We start from the raw sequence: 21,358 nt of genomic DNA, 5'->3' as shown, positions 1-21,358 counted from the left end.
CGATAAACAAAGAGTTGACTATCTCTATTGATGCAAACTTGGATGATGCCGTAGCAAGGCGAGTGTCCTTTAAAACCGAAATAATCACATTTTCTACCTTGAATTTGCGATGGATAAGACCGAGTTTATCAAACTGGATGAGTTTGAATATGATGAGGAGTTTGACCCTGATAGCTTACTCGAACAGCACGGCGTGAGTGGGACGCAAGCTTCAAATGTTGAAAGCACTCCTTGGAGCCGAATGGCGGACAAGCCCGCGATAAGTCAACATCATACCAATGTGGACGCCGATGATTTACTCGATGAATTAGGGATTTAACTTCTATCTGGTTAAGAGAAAATAAATGCGACTCAGCTAATTATTAGTGAATGCAAAGCTGTGAATAGCGTTAGCGTTTTTTTTGAAGCATTTATTTTCTCTAGTCTGTGTTTTTAGTCACACAATCATAAGCCGCATTATCGTGGTTAAACACCCAGCGTTAAGGTGTGCGGTTAAGTTAGTTTAGCTTTCAATAGGTTAAAGCAGATTAACTCGGTTAACTTGTTAGACAGTTGTAAACCCTTCGGCTATACAAGTCATTAGAACTGTTTTAGTATCCCCCAAAATAATAATTATGGTGACCTCCGTTATGGCATCGAAAGCGACCTCAATTGATATTGCTTATCGTGCTGGTGTATCCCAGTCTACGGTTTCCCGAGCCCTCAGAAATAGCCCGCTTGTCAACTTAGAGACCCGTCAGCGGATCCAAGCAATTGCAAAGGAACTTAACTACAAGGTTGATAAAAACGCCAGTAATTTGCGTACCCAAAATAGCCATACTCTGGCGCTGTTATTGTGTGAAGACCCGACTAATGATGATTCCCTTATCAACCCATTTTTTCTGTCGATGTTAGGCTCAATAACACGGGCAACTGCGCAACAGGGGTATGATTTACTCGTTTCATTTCAACAACTTTCTAGTGATTGGCATGCCGACTACGAAGACAGTAATAAAGCTGATGGCATTATTTTGCTGGGCTACGGCGATTATATGGATTACGAGCAGAAGCTTGAAAAGTTACTCGCTCAGCATACTCATTTTGTGATTTGGGGCGCCGAGCATAACAATAAATCCGTATTATCCATTGGTTGTGATAATCACCAAGGTGGCCTGATAGCCACTGAACATTTGATTTCCCTTGGCCGTAGCGCTTTTGCCTTCTTAGGTGACGCCTCTAGTCATAGCCCAGAATTTAGGGACAGATATTTAGGTCATGTCAAAGCCTTACAAACAGCAGGATTACCAGTGGTGGCTGAGCGGCAAATTTCAGCCATTAGCACCGAAAGTGCTGGTTATGATGCGGCGATGGCATTAATAGAAAAAAGGCTTACGTTTGATGCGATTTTTGCCGCTAGTGATTTGATTGCTATTGGTGCCATTCGCGCCTTAAAAGAGAAGGGGATATTAGTGCCAGAGCAAGTGGCTGTGGTGGGCTATGATGATATTCCTGTGGCAAGTTTTGCTAATCCACCACTGACAACCATCAAACAAAATACTCAGTTAGCGGGTGAGATTTTAGTCGAGAGTTTGCTCAAGCTTATTCGCGGTCAGGCGGTAGGCCCTCAATTGATCCCAACCACCTTAGTCGTTCGCAGTTCCTGCGGGATTGACCACGCATTGCTAGGCTAAGCTGTCTCTGTATTGATTTACGCGATTAAGCCAAGTGTTTGCTAGCACTTGGCTTTTTATGACAAGTTTGGCTGGTGTATGGTGTAAAACTGGTCAACGCTGAGTGGATTAACCTCTGGCATATTGACGCAGAAACTTAGGCACCTCAGCTTTACTCTTGCGCATCACTTTTTGCATTAGACTGAAGGGTGGTTCGGCTATTGCAAAGTCCTGTTTCAGATCCGCTAACATTCGTAGCCATAAGTGTCCCGTCATTTCCGCATCAGCAAGCGCGCGGTGAAAAGTCCCCTCGGTCGGCAGTTGTCTATAGCGTACTAATGTTGCCAGTTGATGATTAATGGCCTCTGGGTACAAGCGCCTTGCCAACAGGAGAGAACAGCCAAACTGGCCGGAATATTGGTGACCAATTTGAGCAAATTCAGCATCAAGAAACCGCTGATCGAATGCGGCATTATGGGCAACCAAATGGTGCTTGCCGATAAACTTGGCAAATCGTGACATTACCTCGGCGCAGGGCGCTGCACGTGACAGCATTTGATTGCTGATCCCGGTGTAATCTTCAATAAAGGTGTTTATCCGAAAACCTGGATTCATTAATTCTGAAAAACGCGCAGTGATTTGGCCCTGTTCAATCAATACCGCCCCAACCTCAATAGCTCGAGCACCTTGACTGGGCGAAAGACCCGAGGTTTCAAAATCGAGGACCACAAGGGTATTAGCGGGCGAGTGGGCGGGTGTTTTAGGCATAAAAGTGACTACTTATTGGTATGGCAATGTTTGTAATATGCGTTTGTTGCATGGCCTATTTCACAGTTGGTGGCATATTAGACTAAACAAAAGTGGCTATCCATCAGATTGTCAAATTGCGATGCAATTTTTACTGGCATAAAGGGTGCGATAAGCGCATTTAGCACATCAATAACCCTTGTATAACAGGATGCTGCATTGATGGACGTCGACTTATACTCCTGTTGATTTTATTCAAGAAAAGAGAAGCAAGTTCGCATCTGTGTATCTAAATCAACATTTAACCAGTGAGTGGTAACGCTTCACGAATAGACCTGCTGCTAAGGGTTATTATCGACGATGTTATTAACGGCTTGGCTATGACGTCATTACTTGATGACTTGGGTTTAGAAACATTCAACACGCCCTAGCAACTTCGCATAAAAATACTGGTGAACATTAAGATTGCTGCTATTACTTTATAGGTAATGTATAGGACAAATGTAACACTCGCCTGTTAGCTCGACTTGGTCACCCCATGAGGTGTGTATGAAAGGTAATTATTTTTAATGTGCTTGAAGATATGGTCGTGGCTCAGTGCGGTATGTCAGTGTGGAACGATTTGTTGGAAAAACATGCTCCTAAGGATCGCGTGTATGTGTCTGCCAAAAGTTATGCTGAGTCGGAGTTATTTAGCATTGTTCAGGACGTGGCTCAGCGGCTTAATATGCCGATACAGGACGTAGTCAAAGCATTTGGCCAGTTTCTGTTTAATGGACTGGCCTCACGCCACGCTGGTGTTGTTGAACATTTTGAAGATTTTACTTCGTTAGTGATGGGGATCCACGATGTGATCCATTTAGAAGTCAATAAGCTCTACCATGAACCCTCATTGCCGAATATTACTGGCCAGCACTTATCAGACAATCAAATTGCGTTAAGGTACTCATCCCCCCGCCGACTGTGTTTTTGTGCTGAAGGATTGCTGTTTGGTGCCGCAGAGCATTTTAAACAAAAGATCCAGATCACCCACGATACTTGCATGCATACTGGCGCCGATCATTGTATGTTAATCATCGAGTTACAACATGACTGACAGCGAAAATCCTTACTACGCAGCCTATCTGCGGGAAAAAAGGGCAAGGCAAGAGGTGGAGCAGTTGCTCGAAGACAGTACCCGCCAACTCTATGAGAAAAATCTGTTGTTACAGCAACAAATCGATCTGATTAAGCAGCAACAACAATCAATTATTCAGCAGGAGAAATTAGCATCACTTGGCACAGTGGCTGCTGGGGTTGCCCATGAGATTAATAATCCACTTGCATATATTCTTTCAAATGTCAGGAGTTTAACCAGCTATGCTCAGGACTTATTGGCGAGTATTGAGCCGGGCAATAAACAACAGATTGATCAGGCTCAGCTACAGTTTATTAAGGAAGATTTGCCTGAGCTGGCAAGCGATACTTGCCAAGGTTTAATGCGTATCAAAGATATTGTTAACCATTTACTCTTTTTTGCTCGAACAGATTCAACGGGGAAGTCTTACATTCAATTAGCCGATGCCCTAGAGTTTACCCTTAAATTATTGCGACCAATGCTTAATAATGTTTTGATAAAAAATGAGATTTCGCATGTGCCTATGGTTTTATTTAATGTTGGCGAACTCAATCAGGTATTAATGAACATTATTGTGAATGCTTATCAGGCCTGTAGTGTGGTCGATGATAGATCTGCTGCAATAGAGCTTTACCTCTCCCAATCCGATACAAACATATGCTTAAGGGTCGTTGATAACGGCTGCGGTATGGATGAGTATACCCTCACAAGAATGTTTGATGCCTTTTATACCACTAAACCCGTTGGGACTGGGACCGGAGTGGGAATGTCTATTGTGCTTCAAATTTTGCGTCAGCACGATTGTACGATTGACGTCGCATCTGAGTTAGGCAAGGGAACTGAGGTAAAAATATATTTTCCAATCGATCCACAAGCGGTTTCAATGTCGTCTAGCGCTAAAATCTAAATAGGGTAGTTTGCTTCGAGATTGATCTTCAGCCCTAATTGATAGGCGTGATCTTGCATAAGAGATGTCATCAACTCGGTATCACGCAACTGAGATAATAAGAGTGGTCGGGCTTCCCATCTTGGTGCATGGCCAGCATCATTCAAATGAGCAAGGTACACACGTTGCTGGCTCTGATGCAGGGCAAAAAAACGCATGTTACAGCGTTCTGCAATTGATAAATAAGGCTCAAAATCAAGCTCATACACTTGCATTGCCTCAAATTCAGACCAACGAATATAGCGTGTGCTTTCATAGTATTGCGCGGGTAACTGCGCCTCAGGCTTGATGCTATCAAATAAATTGATGACATCTTGCATCTGTTGCAGTTTTATCATTGTTTGTTCCATCAACTCCTCGCTCCTTTTTTTTGCTATTTTTATTTATTAATCAATTTGTTAAATGTTAATTGATTATCGACTTATCGCGCCAGAGTCTATCCGCTAAACCTGAGGCGCGCTGGGTAGCTTGCAAGCTAGCACGCTCGAAGACTTGCTGTGTACCTAAACAGCTAAAGTGTTGTTTTGCACGGGTAATAGCAGTGTAAATCAGCTCTTTGGTGAGCAATTGCCACTGAACGAGACTAGGATTTGGCGGGAGCACTAGGGCGACTCGATTAAATTCACTGCCCTGACTTTTATGTACCGTCATGGCGTAACAGGTTTCGTGGCTAGGTAGCCTTGCGGGTAGCACTTTAAGCAGTTCGCCATCGGCTTTGATAAAGTGGGCCATCAGTCGGTCAGCTCTCTCTTCATCCTGCAAAATCAAACCAATATCGCCGTTAAACAGACCTAAGTTATAGTCGTTGCTTTGGATGATAATCGGGCGCCCGAGGTAAAATTCCTGCTGCGGCTGAATAAGTTTGGCCTGTGCTAACGCCTTCGTTACCGCAAGATTAATCCCTTCGACACCATAATCGCCAGTTCGCATGGCGCACAACATGCGATATTGATTAAATTTGGCAATCGCCTCCATGGCGCTTGGCGGGCAAAATGGCTCACTCGTGTGTATTGTGGTGGCGTGCGTTGGTTGTAATAGGCGCAAATAGTCACCGTATTGCTCACAGGCCTGTGCAAGTAGTGCTTTAAGTCCGGTATTACTGCTAGGTTCACTGATTTTTGCTTGAGTTTGGCTGTGATCTACGCTGTGTTCTAGCCAGGTTAATTCGGCCAGCCCTCTTTGCCATACCGCTAAAATGCCCGCGAGATCGGCACGGTTGACTGCGCTGGCCAGCAAGCCAATCCCCGCATCGCCTTTAAATCGATGGCTGTGGGTTAACATACACAGGCTATCGCCAATTTTAGGCTCAGCGTGGATAAAGGGGGTTAAATTAAAGCCCGTGAGCGCGGTTAATTGTTCGGCCTGTGCTTGGCTATAACGCATTTTCCATTCGGTATGTTGAGTCGAGGCTTGCTTAAGTCCGGCGCAAATATCGGCAAGTACGGCGCCTGCCTCAACTGAAGCGAGTTGGTCCTGATCCCCTAGCAATATTAAGCCTGCGTGTTCCGGCAATGCGCTAAGCAGCTTGTACATCATAGGTAAATCGACCATGGAGGCTTCATCCACAATCAAAAGATCGAGCCGTAATGGGTTGCCTTGATGATGGCGAAAATGCGCTGAGTTGGGGATGACACCCAGCAGGCGATGTAAGGTTGATGCCTCTTCCGGTACTTGCTTAAGCGCGGCTAACAGGGCTTGGGTTTCGTGGTTTTGCGCCAGTTCGTTTGTCGCTTGAGCCTGCTTAAGTTCCTGCTCGAGTCTCGCTTTAGAGGCCTTAATGGATTCACTTAAACGGGCGGCCGCTTTGCCTGTCGGGGCGACAAGTCTTATCTGCTTTGGTAACCCTAATTGTTGTAACAACAGCAATTTAGTCACCGTGGTGGTTTTACCTGTACCGGGGCCACCAGTTATCACCGCCAGCTTTCTACCGAGCGCAGTAGCGGTGGCGACCTTTTGCCAATCGATGTTTGCTTCAACGGTGTGGGCTGCGCTTGGAAATAAACAATCCAGTTGCCTGCGTAGTTGTAAAAGTGACTGATTATCCGATGCTAAAGGCTGCGAGGGCGTTAACGAAAGCGCCGTCGCTGATAACCTTGTTAAGGCGCTGGCGACTTGGGTTTCAAAATGATGATAACGCTCAAGATAGAGTCTACCATCCTCAAAAATCAGTGGTTTATTGCTATTTGGTGCTCCAATGGTGTCAAAGTGTTGCAGTGCGTCAATCAGTTCAGTAAGGCTTAAACGGATTTGACAGCGGTTTATCGATTCCGCCATCGGATTGGTTGGCACTATATATTCGAGCACTAGACAAGTATGTTGGGCCGACAGTTGCTGACTCAACAGGGCGCACAGCAGCATAAACAGTGGCTCTTGGGCGTCATTGGGATGAAGACGGGCCATCTCAAGGGCAAAATGGCGATCAAGTGCAGTGATAAGCCGCTCTTTTTCCCAATATTTGAGCAACTCAGCCAGTGGTGCTTTAAGTCTGAGTGCACCTGCATTGTACCAATTGGCTGCAAGGGCTGTGGCGTTATTCATATCGGTGCTATTCATATCGGTGCTATTCATTTCGGTGCAGTGGTTCATGCCATCGCTTCCGTATTATGTTGACTCATATGGCTTTCATCTTGGCTGCGGTTAAACAGCGCATCTAAGGCGAGAATGAGCGCCTTAGGTGGCTTATCGTAGTAAACCCCAAAGCCGGGATACTGAACCGACATTCCCCGTAAAAACAAGTAATAACAGCCGCCGATATGGGTATCGTAGTCATAGTTTTGCAGTCGCATCGCCAAATAACGATGCAGGGCGAGGGAGTAGAGAATGTATTGCAAATCGTACCTATGATCGCTAATCGCCTGCTTAAGCGTGCCATAATGGTAAGCCTGAATCGTGTCGCCTAAATGGTTTGATTTATAGTCGGCGATATAAAACTTACCTTGATATTCAAAGGTTAAGTCGATAAAGCCCTTGAGCATGCCCTGTAATTCATCAAAATGCAGCGCGGTATCGTAACCAAATTGCCCGAGGAGTTGATTAAGCTCTGCATCTCTTAATTGATTTAAAGGCAGGTAAAACTCCATCTCTACTAAGGTGTGCTGTGGCGCGAGCGCGGCTAAACAGAGATCGGGATTGATGAGCTGATTATCCTGCGCCATCAATGCCAGCGGTGCCTGCAATATTTCCATATACCAGTCTTTCAATACGGTTTGCCACTCGGGGGCGATACCATATTGCAACATAGCCTTAGGTAACTCACGCGGTAAATCGATTTCGGCTTGAGTAAAATCAATTAACTCAAGCACTAAGTGCATAAAACTCCCCGCATTGGCGCCGCGCTCAAAGCTAAAGCGATTGAGTAGCGGTAGCTGCGGCATATCAGCGCTATCTTGCCATGAGGATTCACTTAGGCTATTGGCAGGTTCTGCGCCAAATACCGCGCTAACTTCATCATCGGCGCCCGGACTGGCTTTGGCGTGGGGTGCATTTTTGACTAAGCCTGAATAACTGCCTACTCGCCATGGGGTGCGATACTGACGGGTGACATTACGGGCATTTAAGGTGTGGGATTGCATTTCACCCGTGTGCAGCTTGCTATCAGCAATGTTGTCAGCAACACACTCAACGCTGATCGCTTGCGCATTCGACTCGACACTATTAAGTAGCGCCTGTGCCGCATTGTGTAGACGAGCAAAATCACAGTCGGCATCGGTAATGCCTAAAAGGTAACCGATAGCGGTTTCATGCAGTTGGCTTTTGATCCCGGCTTTTAACATCCGGCTATGGTTAGCGATGTACAAATAACACAAATATACGGGGCGGGTGAGCGCCACATAAAGTAGGCGAAGATCTTCGGCTAAGGTTTCTTGCTTTGCCTGCTCCCAGCCTTCGTCTGTGCCTTCAATATCCCATACCAGCTCCTGTGCCCCATCCGCATCGGTTCTGTGATAGAGCATGGGTGTCGGGCGGCGGCGATTATCCCGCGCAAGGCTAACAAAGGGGATAAAACACACTGGGTATTCCAGCCCCTTACTTTTATGGATAGTCACGATTTGCACCAGATTTTGCTCACTCTCAAGGCGAAGCTGCTGCTCATCTGCCCCTGTATTATCAATTAGTTGTTGCTCATACCAATTGAGTAGGGCACTGATGCCATCAATCTCAGTGGCCTTTTGCTGCAACAGCTCGGCTAAGTGGCGAAAATCTGTTAGTCGCCTCTCGCCATTGCTCGCCTCATCGGGCTCTTCGCTATCTTGGTCGGCAGTGGCTGTAAAGCTGGGTGTTTGCAGTAGCCGTGCCACCATATGGGTAGCGTTGGCTAAGCTCAGCAGCGCCGGCATAATGCCGCGCTTTTGCCAGATCTGATGTAGCGCAAAAAACTGCTCGAGCAGCATTTGGCGCTGCTCTTCATCTTGGTTAAAGGCATGAATTTGCTCGGCGCTATAGCCAAGTAGCGCGGTGGCGAGAGCGCTGCGCAGGGCGCGCTCATCCTTGGGACTGGCCAATGCGCGCAGAATGAGCGCCATTTCACGCGCTTCAACGGTATCAAACACGCTATCGCGGCTTAAAAAAGACCGCGCCAATCTGGCGTTTACTGAGCGCCGTTTTCATGACCGCAGCTTCGTTTCTATCCCGCACTAAAATGGCAATATCTTTGGCAATTAACGGCCCTTTTGGCGTATGGCATTGTCCATTGGCGGCCTCTGTGAGTAAACGGGTGATCTCGGCGGCGGTATCTTCGGCCAAGGTTTGTCTGGCGCTGGCTTTATTCAGCCCCGTTTCGCCCTCGCGTAACAGTTTTAACCGCAGTGCGGCACTATTGGCTGTACTTTCGACTAACTGTTTTGTCGCCGCACTGGCGGGTGTTTTTACCCTGTCAAAGGGAATCGATTGGCTAATAAAAGGATTGGGATGCTGGGCAAATAGATGATTGACTCCCGCCACCAGATTACGACTGGAACGATAGTTAGTGTCGAGAAAATAGTGCGCCTGGGTTTGCCTGCGCGCCTCGATATAGGTGTAAATATCGGCGCCGCGAAAGGCATAAATTGCCTGTTTAGGGTCACCAATCATCAGCAGGCTTAATTTGCTATCCGTGCGAGCCTTGGGTTCGACAGCCGTCGAATTTTGCGCTTCAATCCCCAAACGGGTTTGATAAATCCCCGAGAAAATCGCAAATTGCAGAGGATCCGTATCTTGGAACTCATCGATTAAGGCCACGGGGAAGCGACTCGCCACAGCCTTAGGTAAAGTGTCTGGATTGGCCTGCATCGCCGCTGCCAAGGTTGTGAGCAGGTCATCGGGTGTCAGCACATTTTTCTGCTGTTTTTGCTTGGCAAAGCGCTCGCTGATCCCTTGTTTGGCGCTATAGAGAAATGCGGGTTTAATCGCGTTAATCAGCGCGGCTAATTGCTCCATATGGTCAAGCAGTGGTGCTTCACTGGCACTTGGGAGTACACCGCCTTTATTGAGCTTAAGCTCTGAGAGTGACAAGGCCTCAAGCACTTTTAGCGGCGGTAAGCCGTGACCAAAGGCGATAAAGTTGTCCAATTGGTCGAACATTTCCGCCAATTTGGGGTAATTGTCGCTCGCTTTACCAAAGCGCTGGCCATTAAGCGGCAGGCTATGAAGTAACTCTAACAGCGCGTCGCGGCCACGCGGCCAGGCGAGTTTAAAGCGCTGCACACTCTGGCTTAAGGACTCAGCCAAACGAGTAAAGGGCTGCACGGGTTTAAGCGGTTTTGCCTCACTGGCACCGAGCAAGGCTCGAAGCTGCTTGACTAAGCCATCGGGATCGCCAAATTCGCTGGCAATAATCTGGGCTAAATATTCCGGCAGCGGATAGCAGGCTTCACGCCAAAAGTCCCGTACCGCATGGTGCAAAAACTCGCTGTCGTCTAAGGTAAAATCTGACTCGAACAGTAAAGAGGATTCGAAGGCGAGATCGGCTAAGATCCGTTGGCAAAAACCGTGAATGGTAAAAATCGCCGCTTCGTCGAGGGATTTGAGCGCTAAGTCGAAGCGTCTTAGGGCGATGGCGCGCTCCGATTCTGGGGTTTTATCGTACAACGCCTGTACAAAGGGATCGTTAATTTCGAGCCCTAAGAAACACTTAAAAGCCACTTGTATACGGCGGCGAATTCTGTCCCGCAGCTCCTCGGTGGCGGCATTGGTGAAGGTTACTACCAGAATTTGTTCGCAACTCAGTGGTTCGCTTAAGCCATCCCCAAGCAGTAGTCGCAGATACAAGCCCGAAATCGTATAGGTTTTACCTGTGCCCGCACTGGCCTCTATCAATCGGCTACCACCAAATGGCAGGGTGAGCGGATCTAACGGCAGCGCCTGTGATGTAGTAGGAAGTATCATATTGTTTGATAGTTCACTCATTACTGCGCTCCCTCTGATATTGCGGCTTGTGGTTCTGCATTGAGTACAAACTCCTCAAGTTGGGCGAGGGTGTCTTTATGGTACAAGCTCAGCATGGGTCGATAGATCTCGTTGGCCAGTTTGCCAAAATTTGCTTCGGTAAAATCCTGCGGAAACCGAAATAGCCGCTGGTAATGGGGATCGGTGCCTTCGCCAAGCTCACCTTGTTCGTCCAGCCATTCGCTTTGCGCCGCCTCGAGCCGCACACTGTGTTGACTATCGTGCTGGCCATCAAGTTGACTGGTTTCATCCTCTTTGATCTCTGCACTGGCGTAGGCAAGGGAGGTTTTGGGCATAAAACACAGCGGATGCAACTGTCCCTGATAAAAATACTGTAACAAGTGAGCCAGTTGATCATGGGCCTGCTTTGGCGCAATCGGCGAGAGGGCGTGAAAATGCCCCATATCGAGGAGATAGCTAGGTTGTAGATGATCGCTAGGCTGAGTTAGTCCTGCGGCCATTAAACATAAATGGCGCAGATACAGCGCTAAAATATCCCGCCCATGGGCACTGCCAGGGCGACAACTGACCAAGCCTTTTGGACTGATATCATCAATGCGACCTTCGAGGAGCACGCGCTTTACCGACACCTTAGTCGTTGCAGCGCCGTGAGATAGAGGTAACTCAAAGGCGAGCCGAATATCCGCATGGTGCGGGGGGACATCGCCACGCATAAATAAGGTTCTGCCGACAAGCGGCGCGATATCATGGCTATATTGGCGTAGCAGCAGATCATCAAAGGGCTGCATGGGTAAATTACCACTGGCTTTTAAGCGTTGTAATAGTTCGCTACTGGGCTGCGCCTGTCCTTGTTCAAGAGCGTCTTGTTCGAGCGCATCATCGAGCAACCTTGCCTGTAACAGATAACGCTCAAGCGCATTGAGGCTAAAGGGCTCATCATTATCATCCGCTTGAATATTCAGGTTTAAATCAACCTTTAATGTGCGGTTAAAGAAATATTGCGCGGGATTACGAAAGAATCGGATAAAAGCGGAGATATCAACATGGTCTTCTTCACTTAGTGGCTCAATATCTTGTTGAATATCACTATCCCCAATCGTGTCATCTTCGAGCACGATCAGCGTGTTGGCATCAATAAAACGACGCTGGAGTGACTGTGTGCTGATATCCGGTGGGCACCATTGCTGGCTGTAACTTTGTTTTATCGCCTGCGCGTGCGCCTCTGTTGACTGATACAGTTTAGGATCAAAAGGTTGCAGTGGCTGGTGGCTTATGATGGTCTCAAGCAATGCCTGTTGGGCGGCTTCATTACCCACGGCTGGAACTTCTGCTGTAAGCGATTCTGGCACATAACACAGCTGGCAATATTCAATCAGTTCGGAGACTAACATAGAGGGAATGCGCTCCGAGTTATCCCGCTCACTGCGGCCAATATAGCTGATGTAAAGCTGTTCCCGTGCCGAGAGTAGTGCTTCTAAAAACAAGTACCTATCGTCTAATCTGCGGGAGCGATCGCCTTTGCGTGCACCAAAATGTGCCATCAAATCAAAGCCCACAGGATGTTGCATGCGCGGATATATGCCATCATTCATGCCGAGTAGGCACACCACCTTAAACGGAATCGAGCGCATCGGCATTAAGGTACAAAAATTTACACTGCCCGCCAGATAACGCTGGCCAACCCGTGACTCGGTTAAGCGCTGATTAAACCATTGTGCGAGTACTTCGATGCTTAAGTTCAAGGCGTTTGAGTGTAAGCCGCTTTGGTCTAAAAAATTGGGGTTAACGTCGTATGCCGTTGTATAGCTGTCAGCAGGGCTGGCGGCCAGTAACTCTTGCTCTAAGGTGGCAATGGCGTCGCGGATTTCCTGTAACTGCTCACGCTCATCCTCATCGGGGGCGTAAAAAGCATTTAACAGTTCAGTCAGTTCCAATAAACGCTGGCAAGGCACTTGAGGCTGGGCTAATTGCAGTGTGGTTTCATCGAGGACTTCAATAAAGTTCAACAGTTTGCCAAGGGCCTGCGCCGATTGGCCTTCCACCCCTGATACCACTAAATAGCTCGGCGCCTGTGGGCTTGCTTGATACAAGGGGGCATCGTCCCTTAAGGCATAGCCCAAGATTAACCGTTTGATGCCAAAGGCCCAGGAGTTTTGCTCAAAGGCAGGCACGCCCTGTTTAACACGGCTTTGCTCATCGCGCCCCCAACGCACACTGGCTTCATCTAACCAACGGCGGATCAGTGGTAGCTCGTCTTCTTCGAGTTGAAAACGCCGTAAAATCGCTGGCACTTCTAGGATGCTTAAAATATCGGTCAGTCCGAAGCGACTCTGATTAATATTGAGTAAATTCAAAAAGCTGTTAATGAGTGGCGATTCCTGCGCCGCACCGCGGTCGGCAATGGCGTAGGGGATATATTCGAGCCCCTGTTTGGCGGCAAACACCGCATCGATATAGGGCGCGTAGGCGGCGACATCTGGCATCATTACCACAATATCTTTGGGCGTGAGTTGGTTGTCGCGATCCAGCAGGTCGAGTAAATGATCGTGTAAGGTTTCGACTTCGCGCAGTGGGCTGTGGCAGCTCTTGATTTGAATCGAATGGTCGCTGTTTTTTAACACTCTTCGATTGGCAACGTCTTGATATAGCTCGGCATCAGGCCCGAGTACGCGGTCGAGGGTTTGCATTTCTAAGATATCGTATTGCACGCCCGCCAGCATGCTGGCGTTGCTATCCGGATCGTTAGGATCGCCGCAGGGCTCGCAGTACACATCGTCGCCAAAATCGCAGTGTTCGGGCGGTAGTTCGAGCAGCATATCGAGTAATTCGCGGCCCATTTTGCCATTGTTGGCAAGCAGCGGATTGCCGACCTCGAGTTTATCTTCCCATTGCTCGGCCAATTGGCGTTTGCCAGCATATTGCAGTGCCATTCGCGCTCGATGCCGAGGATCGATAATATCGCCCCAATAATGCTGGCAGGGGCTGAGGTTAAGGATGATGACATCAATTCGGCCCGCGAGCTGGTGGAGCACGTCAATGGTTTGTGGAGCCATAGACGAAATGCCAAACACAAATAAACGCTCAGGCAATTTGGCAATGGAATGGGTGCTATCAGCCAGCGCGGCAATTAAATCCTGATGTAAATTGGCCCTGTGGTAATGGCTTTGACGCAGTTCGTCACGGTTGAAGGCAATCAGCGCCCGCCAAAGAATAGGTTGCCAGCGTTGTTCCTCATTTAATTTGAGTGCATCGAGTGGTTCATTGGCTTCCCATGCGGCAATCCAGTCGGGGCGGTAAACTAAATATTGGTCGAAGATATCGGCGATACGGCCGCAGAGCTGATAAAGCTTAATATTATCGGCGGCGATTGAGTTTGACGCTTCAAGTTGATTATTTGTTGTGCTCGAGTCGGGGCTGCTTGACTCCATATGACCTAAATAATGCCGCAGTGGCCCAAAGGATTCCTCCTCAAGTAGGCGAGGCAGTAGCTGCATTAATTTCCAGGTCATTGCCGCTTTAGTAAAGGCGTTTTCCTTGGGGACATTGGGGAGTAAATCGTGGCACAGTTGCCAAATAAAACTGGAGGGCAAAGGGAACTCAAGCGCGGCGGCAATGCCATTTTGTTTTGCAATTTCAAGGCGTAACCAAGTCGACATCCCAGGGCTTTGCACCAAAATATGCTCGCTTTGCAATAACGCCGTGCCGGGTAGTGGTTGGCGCAAATATGCAGCGAGATGGGCACAGAGCACTTCCATTTGGTTGGATTGGATTAACTTCAGCATATTCGACTCACGATTTGGGATTGCTGTTATGCATAGCAAACGGGCTTGGCAATTCTATGTGTTTGATTTATAAGATTCAACAATCTTGTCTGTCCGCGGTCTATCCTATCTATTTTAACTGTTTACTTGGGCCAAATAGCAGCCAGTTGAGGGCTTTGGCCGCGGCATTAAAGCGCTTTAGCGCCACTTGATAGTCGTTATCCGCCAAGTTTTGGTATTTCAATGCGACGTAGCTTTGGGTGAACATGTCAAACTCACGACAAAACAGAGGGGATTGCTGCTGGTGCGTGTCAATAAGCTGCGCTGCAAAGGCGTTCGGGCCTAAGTGGGCTGGGCGGGCGATGCCAAATTTACTGAGTCGCTGGCAAATGCGTTGGTACTTAGCGCTGATGGGATCTTGTTCTCTTTTAAAGCGAAATAGCCCTACGCTGTAGGCGATATAGAGGCCAATAAGCCCAATACACACACTCATAAACATTGCGACTTTGGCCTTAGTGACTTCTCCTAAAATACCGCTTAGCACTTTGTTCTGCCGTTCTTGATTAAAACCGAGCACCCACAAACTCCAGTAATAATCAACGCTAGCAAAGCGTTGCCTCAACTCGTTGAGCCAAGGCATAGATTTAAATCGTAAACTGCTAAAAGGGCTTTCTTGCAGGTAACTTTGCTCAGGGGAAAACTCGGCATCAAAGCCTTGTTCAATCCGATTAGGTGCCACCATGGCGGTCGGATCAAAACGCACCCAGCCTTCATTCTCGAGCCACACCTCGGCCCAGGCGTGGGCCATGTATTGATACACGCTGAGGTAATTGGCCTGTGGGTTGTATTCGCCTCCTTGATAGCCTGTCACCATCCGTGCTGGTATGCCGCTGGCGCGCGCCATAAAAATAAAGGCAGAGGCATAATGGGCGCAAAAGCCAGCTTTGTTTTCAAACAGAAAGTCATCGACTTGCTGGCGGCCAATCGGTGGGGGCGTGAGGGTATAGAAGAACGGCTGTTGATTAAAATAGCCCATCATAGCCCAAAGTCGCTTATGGGGTTCTGGATATTTAGTCTTAAATTCAGCGGCGAGTTGGCGCGCTCGGGGATTGCTGTCCGCTGGCAGATTGAGGTTTATTTGTCGCTGTTTGGCACTTAAGGTGAGATCCATTTTCGCCTGTGGCCACGAACTGGCATTGTAGCCCATTCGTTGATCGACATTACGCAGCGCATAGAGCCGATAGTCGGGCAAATTCACCAGCTTATCATCTTGGCTGTAGGCCACATCAAGGCCAAATAGCCAAGGTTGATGACTGGGTTCGGCAATCACTTGGTAACGGTAAACCCTTGGTTGGCTATTGCTGGTACTGTTTTGTGTTTTTGGCGTTAACGAGGGCAACTGCCGCGCAGGATCTGGCCTTGAGGGCGGAAAGAAAAACGCATCCTTTTGAATTTGTTTGATACCCGCATCTTGGCGCCATGTTAAGCCGTCATAATCTTCCAGCACTAGGGCGCGCCAGTAGAGTTCGGCTTGCGTGGGGCTGGCATCGGTAAAACTCACCCTAAATGCCAAGGCCGATGAGCGAGTGAGTTTACTGATATCGCCCACGGCAAGGGAGTCCGAGAGCCCGGTTTGGGCTTCCTTCACATTGGGCACAAGCCAAAGCGGTGCAAAACGGGGCAGCACCAAAAAAAGTAATAACGCTAAGGGCATACTTTGCAGCAATAACTTAGCCCCAATCCATGCCGTGTGTTGCCAGCGATGTTGGCTTTGGTAGAGGGTGACCAGTACGCAGGTATTGATAATCGTGACGCCAATAAGGTGCACGGTATTGAGCATGGATTGGTGGTCAATAAAGGTGAGGGCAATTAAAAAATAGCCGACAATCACGACGGCTCTTACATCCCTAACACTTCGCATCTCAATGTATTTTAATGCATAACCTAAAATGAGCAGGTTGACTAAAGCGTTTAATAGCCCAATTGTGCCCGAGACCAGTGCCAGCGTGATTGCCGCGCCGATAGCAAGGCTTGTGACAAGATAACGGGGAGGTTTAGCGACTTTGCCGACATAGATACCAATGCGCCACAGCAAGCAAATGGCGCAGATCCCAAGGGTCCAAGGGGTGGTTTTATCAAATAACGGGCTGAGCACTGCTAAATTGGTGAGCAATAGCCAAAACAGGGTTTGACGACTGATATTATCCCCAGTTTGAGGTCCATTAGCGCGATAGGCATTTAGCTGAGCTGCACTTTCAGTGGCCATTGCACTAGTCATTGATTTGAGGCTCATAGGCGATCCTCAACATGTGATGCTGTTTGAGTGCTATGCCTGTGGGGAGGAATATGTGGCTTATGACTAAATCCATGATTAACAGATAATTTGTCGCTTGTATCTTGCGTTTGTGTATGTGTTCCATAAAGCGCCAGTGCCCGTTGGCAGGCGATTCGGTGCGAGTTACCGAGGGCGGGCGCCAGAATAATATCTTCCCCATTAGGCTGTTGCAGCCAAAGGCCAAAATATTGCTCAAGCTGACTTAAGCGGTTCACCTGCCAGCTTAATTGGCTGAGTTGCTGTTCGAGGTGCGTAGGATCAGGGGCTAATTTTAACCAGACCGGATCACCTTGAGGCTGTTCAAACTCCTTGGTTAACATGCCACGCCCTTGGGCCCATTGTTTCCATGCCACTTGCTTTAATGACTCACCGAGCACATGGGGTTTAAGGCCTTTATATTCATCAATGCCAGCAATATATTTGCCTGCTCGCTCAAGCGGTTCGTCCTGTCCGGATTCCGTTGCGGCTTCAAGTTGTAAGGGGCTTTCAAGCGGCTGGGCATAGACAATATGGGCGTTATCAAGGTCGATATGCGACCATGCACGGCAGAGTCCTAAAGGGTAGGTGGATTCAATCTTCAGCCGTCCAGCGGAGACTATTCCACGCTGTTGATTTGCAAACGACACTAGCGCTTGCTCGTCCTGCGTGCCAACGTGTTTGACTAAATAACCTAAATTATTCGGATAATTTAGGCTGATATGATGGCTGCTGTGGTTTGAGTTAAGCAAAATAGGAAAAGTGATCGTCTCGCCCGCATACACCTCCGGCGGCGTGAGTGCCCGTAGTCGTAGCCCTGCTAAGTTTTTGTAACTATAGAGAATGCAGGTATTGAATAAGCTGAGCAGCAAAATACTCAGGCCAATCACGAGATTGTTCTGATAGTTAGTACCAAACAAGTACAGTAGCAATATCAGCCCCAACCAAACAAACCCAAAGCCACTGGGCAGAATAAAGATACTGCGATGGCTTAAGGTGAACTCAGAACTGGGCGGCATGCGCCTTGCCAACCAGCGCTGCCAAAAAGCAGAAAACACGCGTTTCACACTGTCCTCATCTTCTTATCAATATTCACATTTAATGGCTGATTGAGCCGTTACATGATCGGATTCACACCTGCGAGGATCCGCTCCGAGAGCGCTTCTCCCTGTAATTGACTGCTGGTGCGCAGTCGATGTTCGGCCACGCTGCAAAACACCGCCTGCACATCTTCGGGCACTAAATAGTGTCTACCTTCTAAAAATGCCCAAGCCTTGGCTGCTTGTAACAGGGCTTTGGTTGCCCGTGGCGACAGGCCAATGGCGTCCGTTTGGCTGCGAGAATCATGGATTAAGGCCAAAATATAATTAAGCAGCGCATCGGATGCACTGACCTTATCGCATTGCTCCTGCAATTGGGTTAACGCCAAAGGGGTTAAACATTGCGGCAGATTATCCAGAGTTTGCGGCGTTTGCACAGTTTTGAGCATCGCAAGCTCGGCATCGTGGCTGGGATAACCAATGGAAATCCGCATCATAAAGCGGTCGAGCTGGGATTCGGGCAGTGGGAAGGTGCCTGATTGCTCAGTCGGGTTTTGCGTAGCAATCACAAAAAATGGATTGGGCAATCTGTGGGTAATACCATCGACAGAAATTTGCTGCTCGGCCATGGCCTCGAGCAAGGCGCTTTGCGTCTTAGGACTGGCGCGGTTAATCTCATCGGCCAGCACCATCTGCTTAAAAATCGGACCTGGATGAAACACAAATTGCGCTTGGTGTTTATCAAAAATCGATACCCCGAGAATATCGGCGGGCAGCATATCACTGGTAAATTGAATGCGTTGATAACTAAGGCCGAGGCTCTGGGCGAGGGCATGGGACAAGCTGGTTTTGCCCATACCGGGTAAATCTTCAATTAATAGGTGCCCACGGGCGAGAATACAGGCGAGGGCTAAGCGAATTTGCCGTGGCTTGCCCAATAAAACCTGTTCAAGTTGTTGTAATAGTTGGCTTAAACCAGAATGTGCCACTGGAGACTCCTTGTGCATGGATGAGGTCATTCGCTCTACCACTATGGCGGAATATGTTGCGCTTAGCCAGTCGCTTTTACTGTAAAATCAAACGGCTTAGTGAGATTCCTATTGTCCACAAAGAGGTGAGCCGAAGCATTCGATTATCTGCACACTGTATGATTTGAGGCTGAAAAGCGTTACAAATGAGCTCAATAGAATTTGTTAGTGGAAGAATGGTTGTTTAGCGTTAAGTTCTTTTAGCTCGAATTTACAGGCGAGCCGCGGTATTTGCTCGCCGACGCGGTGAATAGAAACCTTAGGTTTCTAAGCTTATGAACGAGAGCTATGGTCGTTCTCATGCGTCCCTGCATAGCACGACATTCAGGCGTCCTGCCTATCAGATGGCGAACTGGCCGTTAAACACGGATGTTGTGAAAGTCCATCCGTGGATGCCGGGCCACCCGTCTGATGTAAATGGGTTCACGAATGCCTCGATGGCATTCCATTATCCATATCCAACTCGGTATTAGTACTTCCTGTATGTATTCCTGGACTTTCGCAACCGCAGTTTGCCCTAACTAAACCCACCAACTAAATATACCAACGGCTTAACGTCGTTGGCAGTCCACGCAAATGATTCTGCACTGTGGTAAACATATCGATCATTCGATGGTGATAAGTGTGATTTTCCATCAGCGTAGCCAAACCGTGTGCTGCAACAGCTTGTCTTTCGGCATCGTGTTCAAGGTAATACTCACATATTTCCATCAAATCTTGCGTATCTCGAAAAATCACTAAGTCCTTACCATTTGAGAACAGTTGATGCAGATCTTGCTTTTCATTGGTGAGCAGAAAACCACCACAACTTATGACATCAAACACTCGCAGTGGCAAGCCGTATTCCACAAAAGAGCGAGCTAAATTGATATTGATTTTGGCATGTTTGAATATTTTTGGCATCAGGCTGTAGTGGTCAGCGTAACCCGCATATCCCTTCGCAAATGCTTGCCATTCGTTGTTACCATAAACTCGAATTGGTAAGCGCTGTTCTAGGGTATGAATTAATTCAATTCGTTCTCGCCACGAATGCTCTCGTCCCAATAAGTAGGCCAACTTTTCTGCGGTCGTGAGATGGTGATCACCAACTAAATGGTAGCCCGATTCCTGTCTAATGGAGGCTATCAAGTCTTCACTAATCTGTTCGGCTAGCTCGAAAGTGTCACTGGGAGTATTTAAGCTTTCAATCAAGCTGTTACAGCTAGCTAATGTCGCTGTGGTTAACTTGGGCATAATGAATGAGTGATATTCAGTTTTGGTTAGATTGCCTACTAGGACAATATCATTGGCCAGAGACGTATCGTCTTCATGTTGCAAAACTTGGTTTATCCGCGCTAAGTTAGCGGCGACTGGCAGGTGATATACCTGCTTCACACCTTGGTCTCTCAGTCGTTGAGCAACGGCAACATCGTACATAAAAGTGAAACTGCAGGAATTATTAATCGCTTTATCGTAAACGGAGTAACAGGGCGTATCGATTACCCAAGCGAGATAAGGAATTTTGAGCAGTTCACACGCTTCAGAAACATACTGGTTAAAGTTGATGGTAAAAACATAATCGGGCCTATCCGTCATGATCCTCATGACGTTTTCTTTTATTGGCATATAACTGACTAAAAAGCCAAGATTGACCAACGCATCGACACAATCCTGTGCCACCACAGGATGCTCAAATACTATGATTCTGGCAGCATTAGTATTGCTTGGTGTGTCATCCATGATGTGGTCTCCTGATATTAATCGTTGTTCACCGAAGCGAAATTTACAGCGTTATTCAAGCTAAATCATTCGGTTATTGCGAAGTCACTATACGATTAATTTAGCTATTTTTAAACCGCATTCATCAACTTTCAAACAAGCTGCCATTTTAAATCAACAACATAATGCACTTTCTGTTTGCCTACAACCTGCTCGGGCTCAAATGGTTTGAGCGAGAGCTATCAAACGTCGCGAGAACTGAACCTGAGGCAATAAGTTGAACTAATTTATTCAAAAATGGTGTATTTCAGAAGTGGCAAGTGAGCCCATAGTGCATGAAAGGTACTAGGCGATAATTATTTTCGAAGTGATATAGATCAGTTGCAATGAAAGTGCTGGCAGCTTGCCGCAAAGTGCCGTCCTCGCTTTTCGAGATGTTCGCAGTAATCGGTCAGTTCTTGCAAGGTGCCCACTGGACCATGAAATAGCTTGCCAAATTCGGTTGTCAGCTTGAGCCAATTGTCATGGGGAATATTTAATCTGTTCAGTAACTTACCGCTATTTTCACTGATGCATCCACGTTTATCATTGCGAATGATTCGGCCGGTATCATCCACCAATTGAAGGTAATCCGTTAAGGAAAATGCAATGCCATTGGGTTGGTTGTCGCACTCATT

The 21,358-nt window shown here is 47.7% G+C and carries 11 protein-coding genes and 3 pseudogenes; 4 read left to right on the top strand and 10 right to left on the bottom strand.

Annotated elements, in window-relative coordinates:
• Window positions 1–319 (top strand): annotated as a pseudogene (locus SHEWPOL2_RS17300) (DUF3334 family protein); the annotation flags it as partial.
• Between the two features lie 310 nt (window positions 320–629).
• Window positions 630–1,670: a LacI family DNA-binding transcriptional regulator gene (locus SHEWPOL2_RS17295; RefSeq protein ID WP_037418242.1), complete on the top strand. Its 1,041-nt coding sequence runs from the start codon at window positions 630–632 to the stop codon at window positions 1,668–1,670.
• A 108-nt stretch (window positions 1,671–1,778) separates the two neighbouring features.
• Here the strand turns inward: SHEWPOL2_RS17295 and SHEWPOL2_RS17290 are convergent, their stop codons facing one another.
• A complete protein-coding gene (locus tag SHEWPOL2_RS17290; RefSeq protein WP_037430110.1) occupies window positions 1,779–2,417 on the bottom strand; it encodes a 3'-5' exonuclease in 639 nt (212 codons plus the stop codon).
• A 550-nt stretch (window positions 2,418–2,967) separates the two neighbouring features.
• Here SHEWPOL2_RS17290 and SHEWPOL2_RS17285 point away from each other — a divergent pair.
• Window positions 2,968–3,492, top strand: coding sequence for a heme NO-binding domain-containing protein (locus SHEWPOL2_RS17285; protein WP_239642784.1), 525 nt, complete (start codon window positions 2,968–2,970; stop codon window positions 3,490–3,492).
• On the top strand, window positions 3,485–4,420 hold the full coding sequence (locus tag SHEWPOL2_RS17280) for an ATP-binding protein (RefSeq protein ID WP_037430108.1): 936 nt from the start codon (window positions 3,485–3,487) through the stop codon (window positions 4,418–4,420). The genes SHEWPOL2_RS17285 and SHEWPOL2_RS17280 overlap by 8 nt, the downstream gene beginning before the upstream one ends.
• Here SHEWPOL2_RS17280 and SHEWPOL2_RS17275 read toward each other — a convergent pair.
• The 9 genes and pseudogenes from SHEWPOL2_RS17275 to SHEWPOL2_RS17235 all read right to left on the bottom strand — a co-directional run.
• Window positions 4,417–4,809 (bottom strand): hypothetical protein, encoded by a 393-nt coding sequence (locus tag SHEWPOL2_RS17275; protein WP_037430106.1) that lies wholly within the window; start codon window positions 4,807–4,809, stop codon window positions 4,417–4,419. The two genes, SHEWPOL2_RS17280 and SHEWPOL2_RS17275, sit on opposite strands and share 4 nt — an antisense overlap.
• A gap of 55 nt (window positions 4,810–4,864) precedes the next feature.
• The gene (gene recD, locus SHEWPOL2_RS17270; protein ID WP_181382096.1) at window positions 4,865–6,997 is read right to left on the bottom strand and encodes an exodeoxyribonuclease V subunit alpha; all 2,133 of its coding nucleotides are present in this window, start codon (window positions 6,995–6,997) and stop codon (window positions 4,865–4,867) included.
• A gap of 44 nt (window positions 6,998–7,041) precedes the next feature.
• Window positions 7,042–10,843 (bottom strand): annotated as a pseudogene (gene recB / locus SHEWPOL2_RS17265) (exodeoxyribonuclease V subunit beta).
• Entirely contained in the window at window positions 10,843–14,625 is a 3,783-nt protein-coding gene (gene recC / locus SHEWPOL2_RS17260; protein WP_037430104.1) for an exodeoxyribonuclease V subunit gamma, read from the bottom strand. The pseudogene recB and the gene recC overlap by 1 nt, the downstream one beginning before the upstream one ends.
• A 109-nt stretch (window positions 14,626–14,734) precedes the next feature.
• Entirely contained in the window at window positions 14,735–16,870 is a 2,136-nt protein-coding gene (locus tag SHEWPOL2_RS17255; protein ID WP_050991398.1) for a DUF3488 and transglutaminase-like domain-containing protein, read from the bottom strand.
• A 23-nt stretch (window positions 16,871–16,893) separates the two neighbouring features.
• A complete protein-coding gene (locus SHEWPOL2_RS17250) occupies window positions 16,894–17,982 on the bottom strand; it encodes a DUF58 domain-containing protein (RefSeq protein ID WP_037430103.1) in 1,089 nt (362 codons plus the stop codon).
• A 50-nt stretch (window positions 17,983–18,032) separates the two neighbouring features.
• A complete protein-coding gene (locus tag SHEWPOL2_RS17245) occupies window positions 18,033–18,944 on the bottom strand; it encodes an AAA family ATPase (protein WP_037418048.1) in 912 nt (303 codons plus the stop codon).
• 573 nt (window positions 18,945–19,517) lie between these two features.
• Window positions 19,518–20,702 carry a glycosyltransferase gene (locus SHEWPOL2_RS17240; protein ID WP_037430102.1) on the bottom strand — a complete coding sequence of 395 codons (1,185 nt, stop codon included), beginning with the start codon at window positions 20,700–20,702 and terminating at the stop codon, window positions 19,518–19,520.
• A gap of 356 nt (window positions 20,703–21,058) precedes the next feature.
• A pseudogene (locus tag SHEWPOL2_RS17235) lies at window positions 21,059–21,358 on the bottom strand (transposase); the annotation flags it as partial.

Source organism: Shewanella sp. POL2, assembly GCF_000282755.1.
Taxonomy (GTDB): Bacteria; Pseudomonadota; Gammaproteobacteria; order Enterobacterales; family Shewanellaceae; genus Shewanella; species Shewanella xiamenensis.
The sequence above is the reverse complement of the archived record's forward strand: the minus strand, read 5'-3'. Positions and strand labels throughout refer to the sequence as shown.

What these genes read in the sequence shown, in the direction of transcription:
- SHEWPOL2_RS17290 (WP_037430110.1), bottom strand. Translation starts at nt 2,417, where the DNA reads ATGCCTAAAACACCCGCCCACTCGCCCGCTAATACCCTTGTGGTCCTC.
- recD (WP_181382096.1), bottom strand. Translation starts at nt 6,997, where the DNA reads ATGAATAACGCCACAGCCCTTGCAGCCAATTGGTACAATGCAGGTGCA.
- SHEWPOL2_RS17280 (WP_037430108.1), top strand. Translation starts at nt 3,485, where the DNA reads ATGACTGACAGCGAAAATCCTTACTACGCAGCCTATCTGCGGGAAAAA.
- SHEWPOL2_RS17275 (WP_037430106.1), bottom strand. Translation starts at nt 4,809, where the DNA reads ATGGAACAAACAATGATAAAACTGCAACAGATGCAAGATGTCATCAAT.
- SHEWPOL2_RS17295 (WP_037418242.1), top strand. Translation starts at nt 630, where the DNA reads ATGGCATCGAAAGCGACCTCAATTGATATTGCTTATCGTGCTGGTGTA.
- SHEWPOL2_RS17255 (WP_050991398.1), bottom strand. Translation starts at nt 16,870, where the DNA reads ATGGCCACTGAAAGTGCAGCTCAGCTAAATGCCTATCGCGCTAATGGA.
- SHEWPOL2_RS17240 (WP_037430102.1), bottom strand. Translation starts at nt 20,702, where the DNA reads ATGGATGACACACCAAGCAATACTAATGCTGCCAGAATCATAGTATTT.
- recC (WP_037430104.1), bottom strand. Translation starts at nt 14,625, where the DNA reads ATGCTGAAGTTAATCCAATCCAACCAAATGGAAGTGCTCTGTGCCCAT.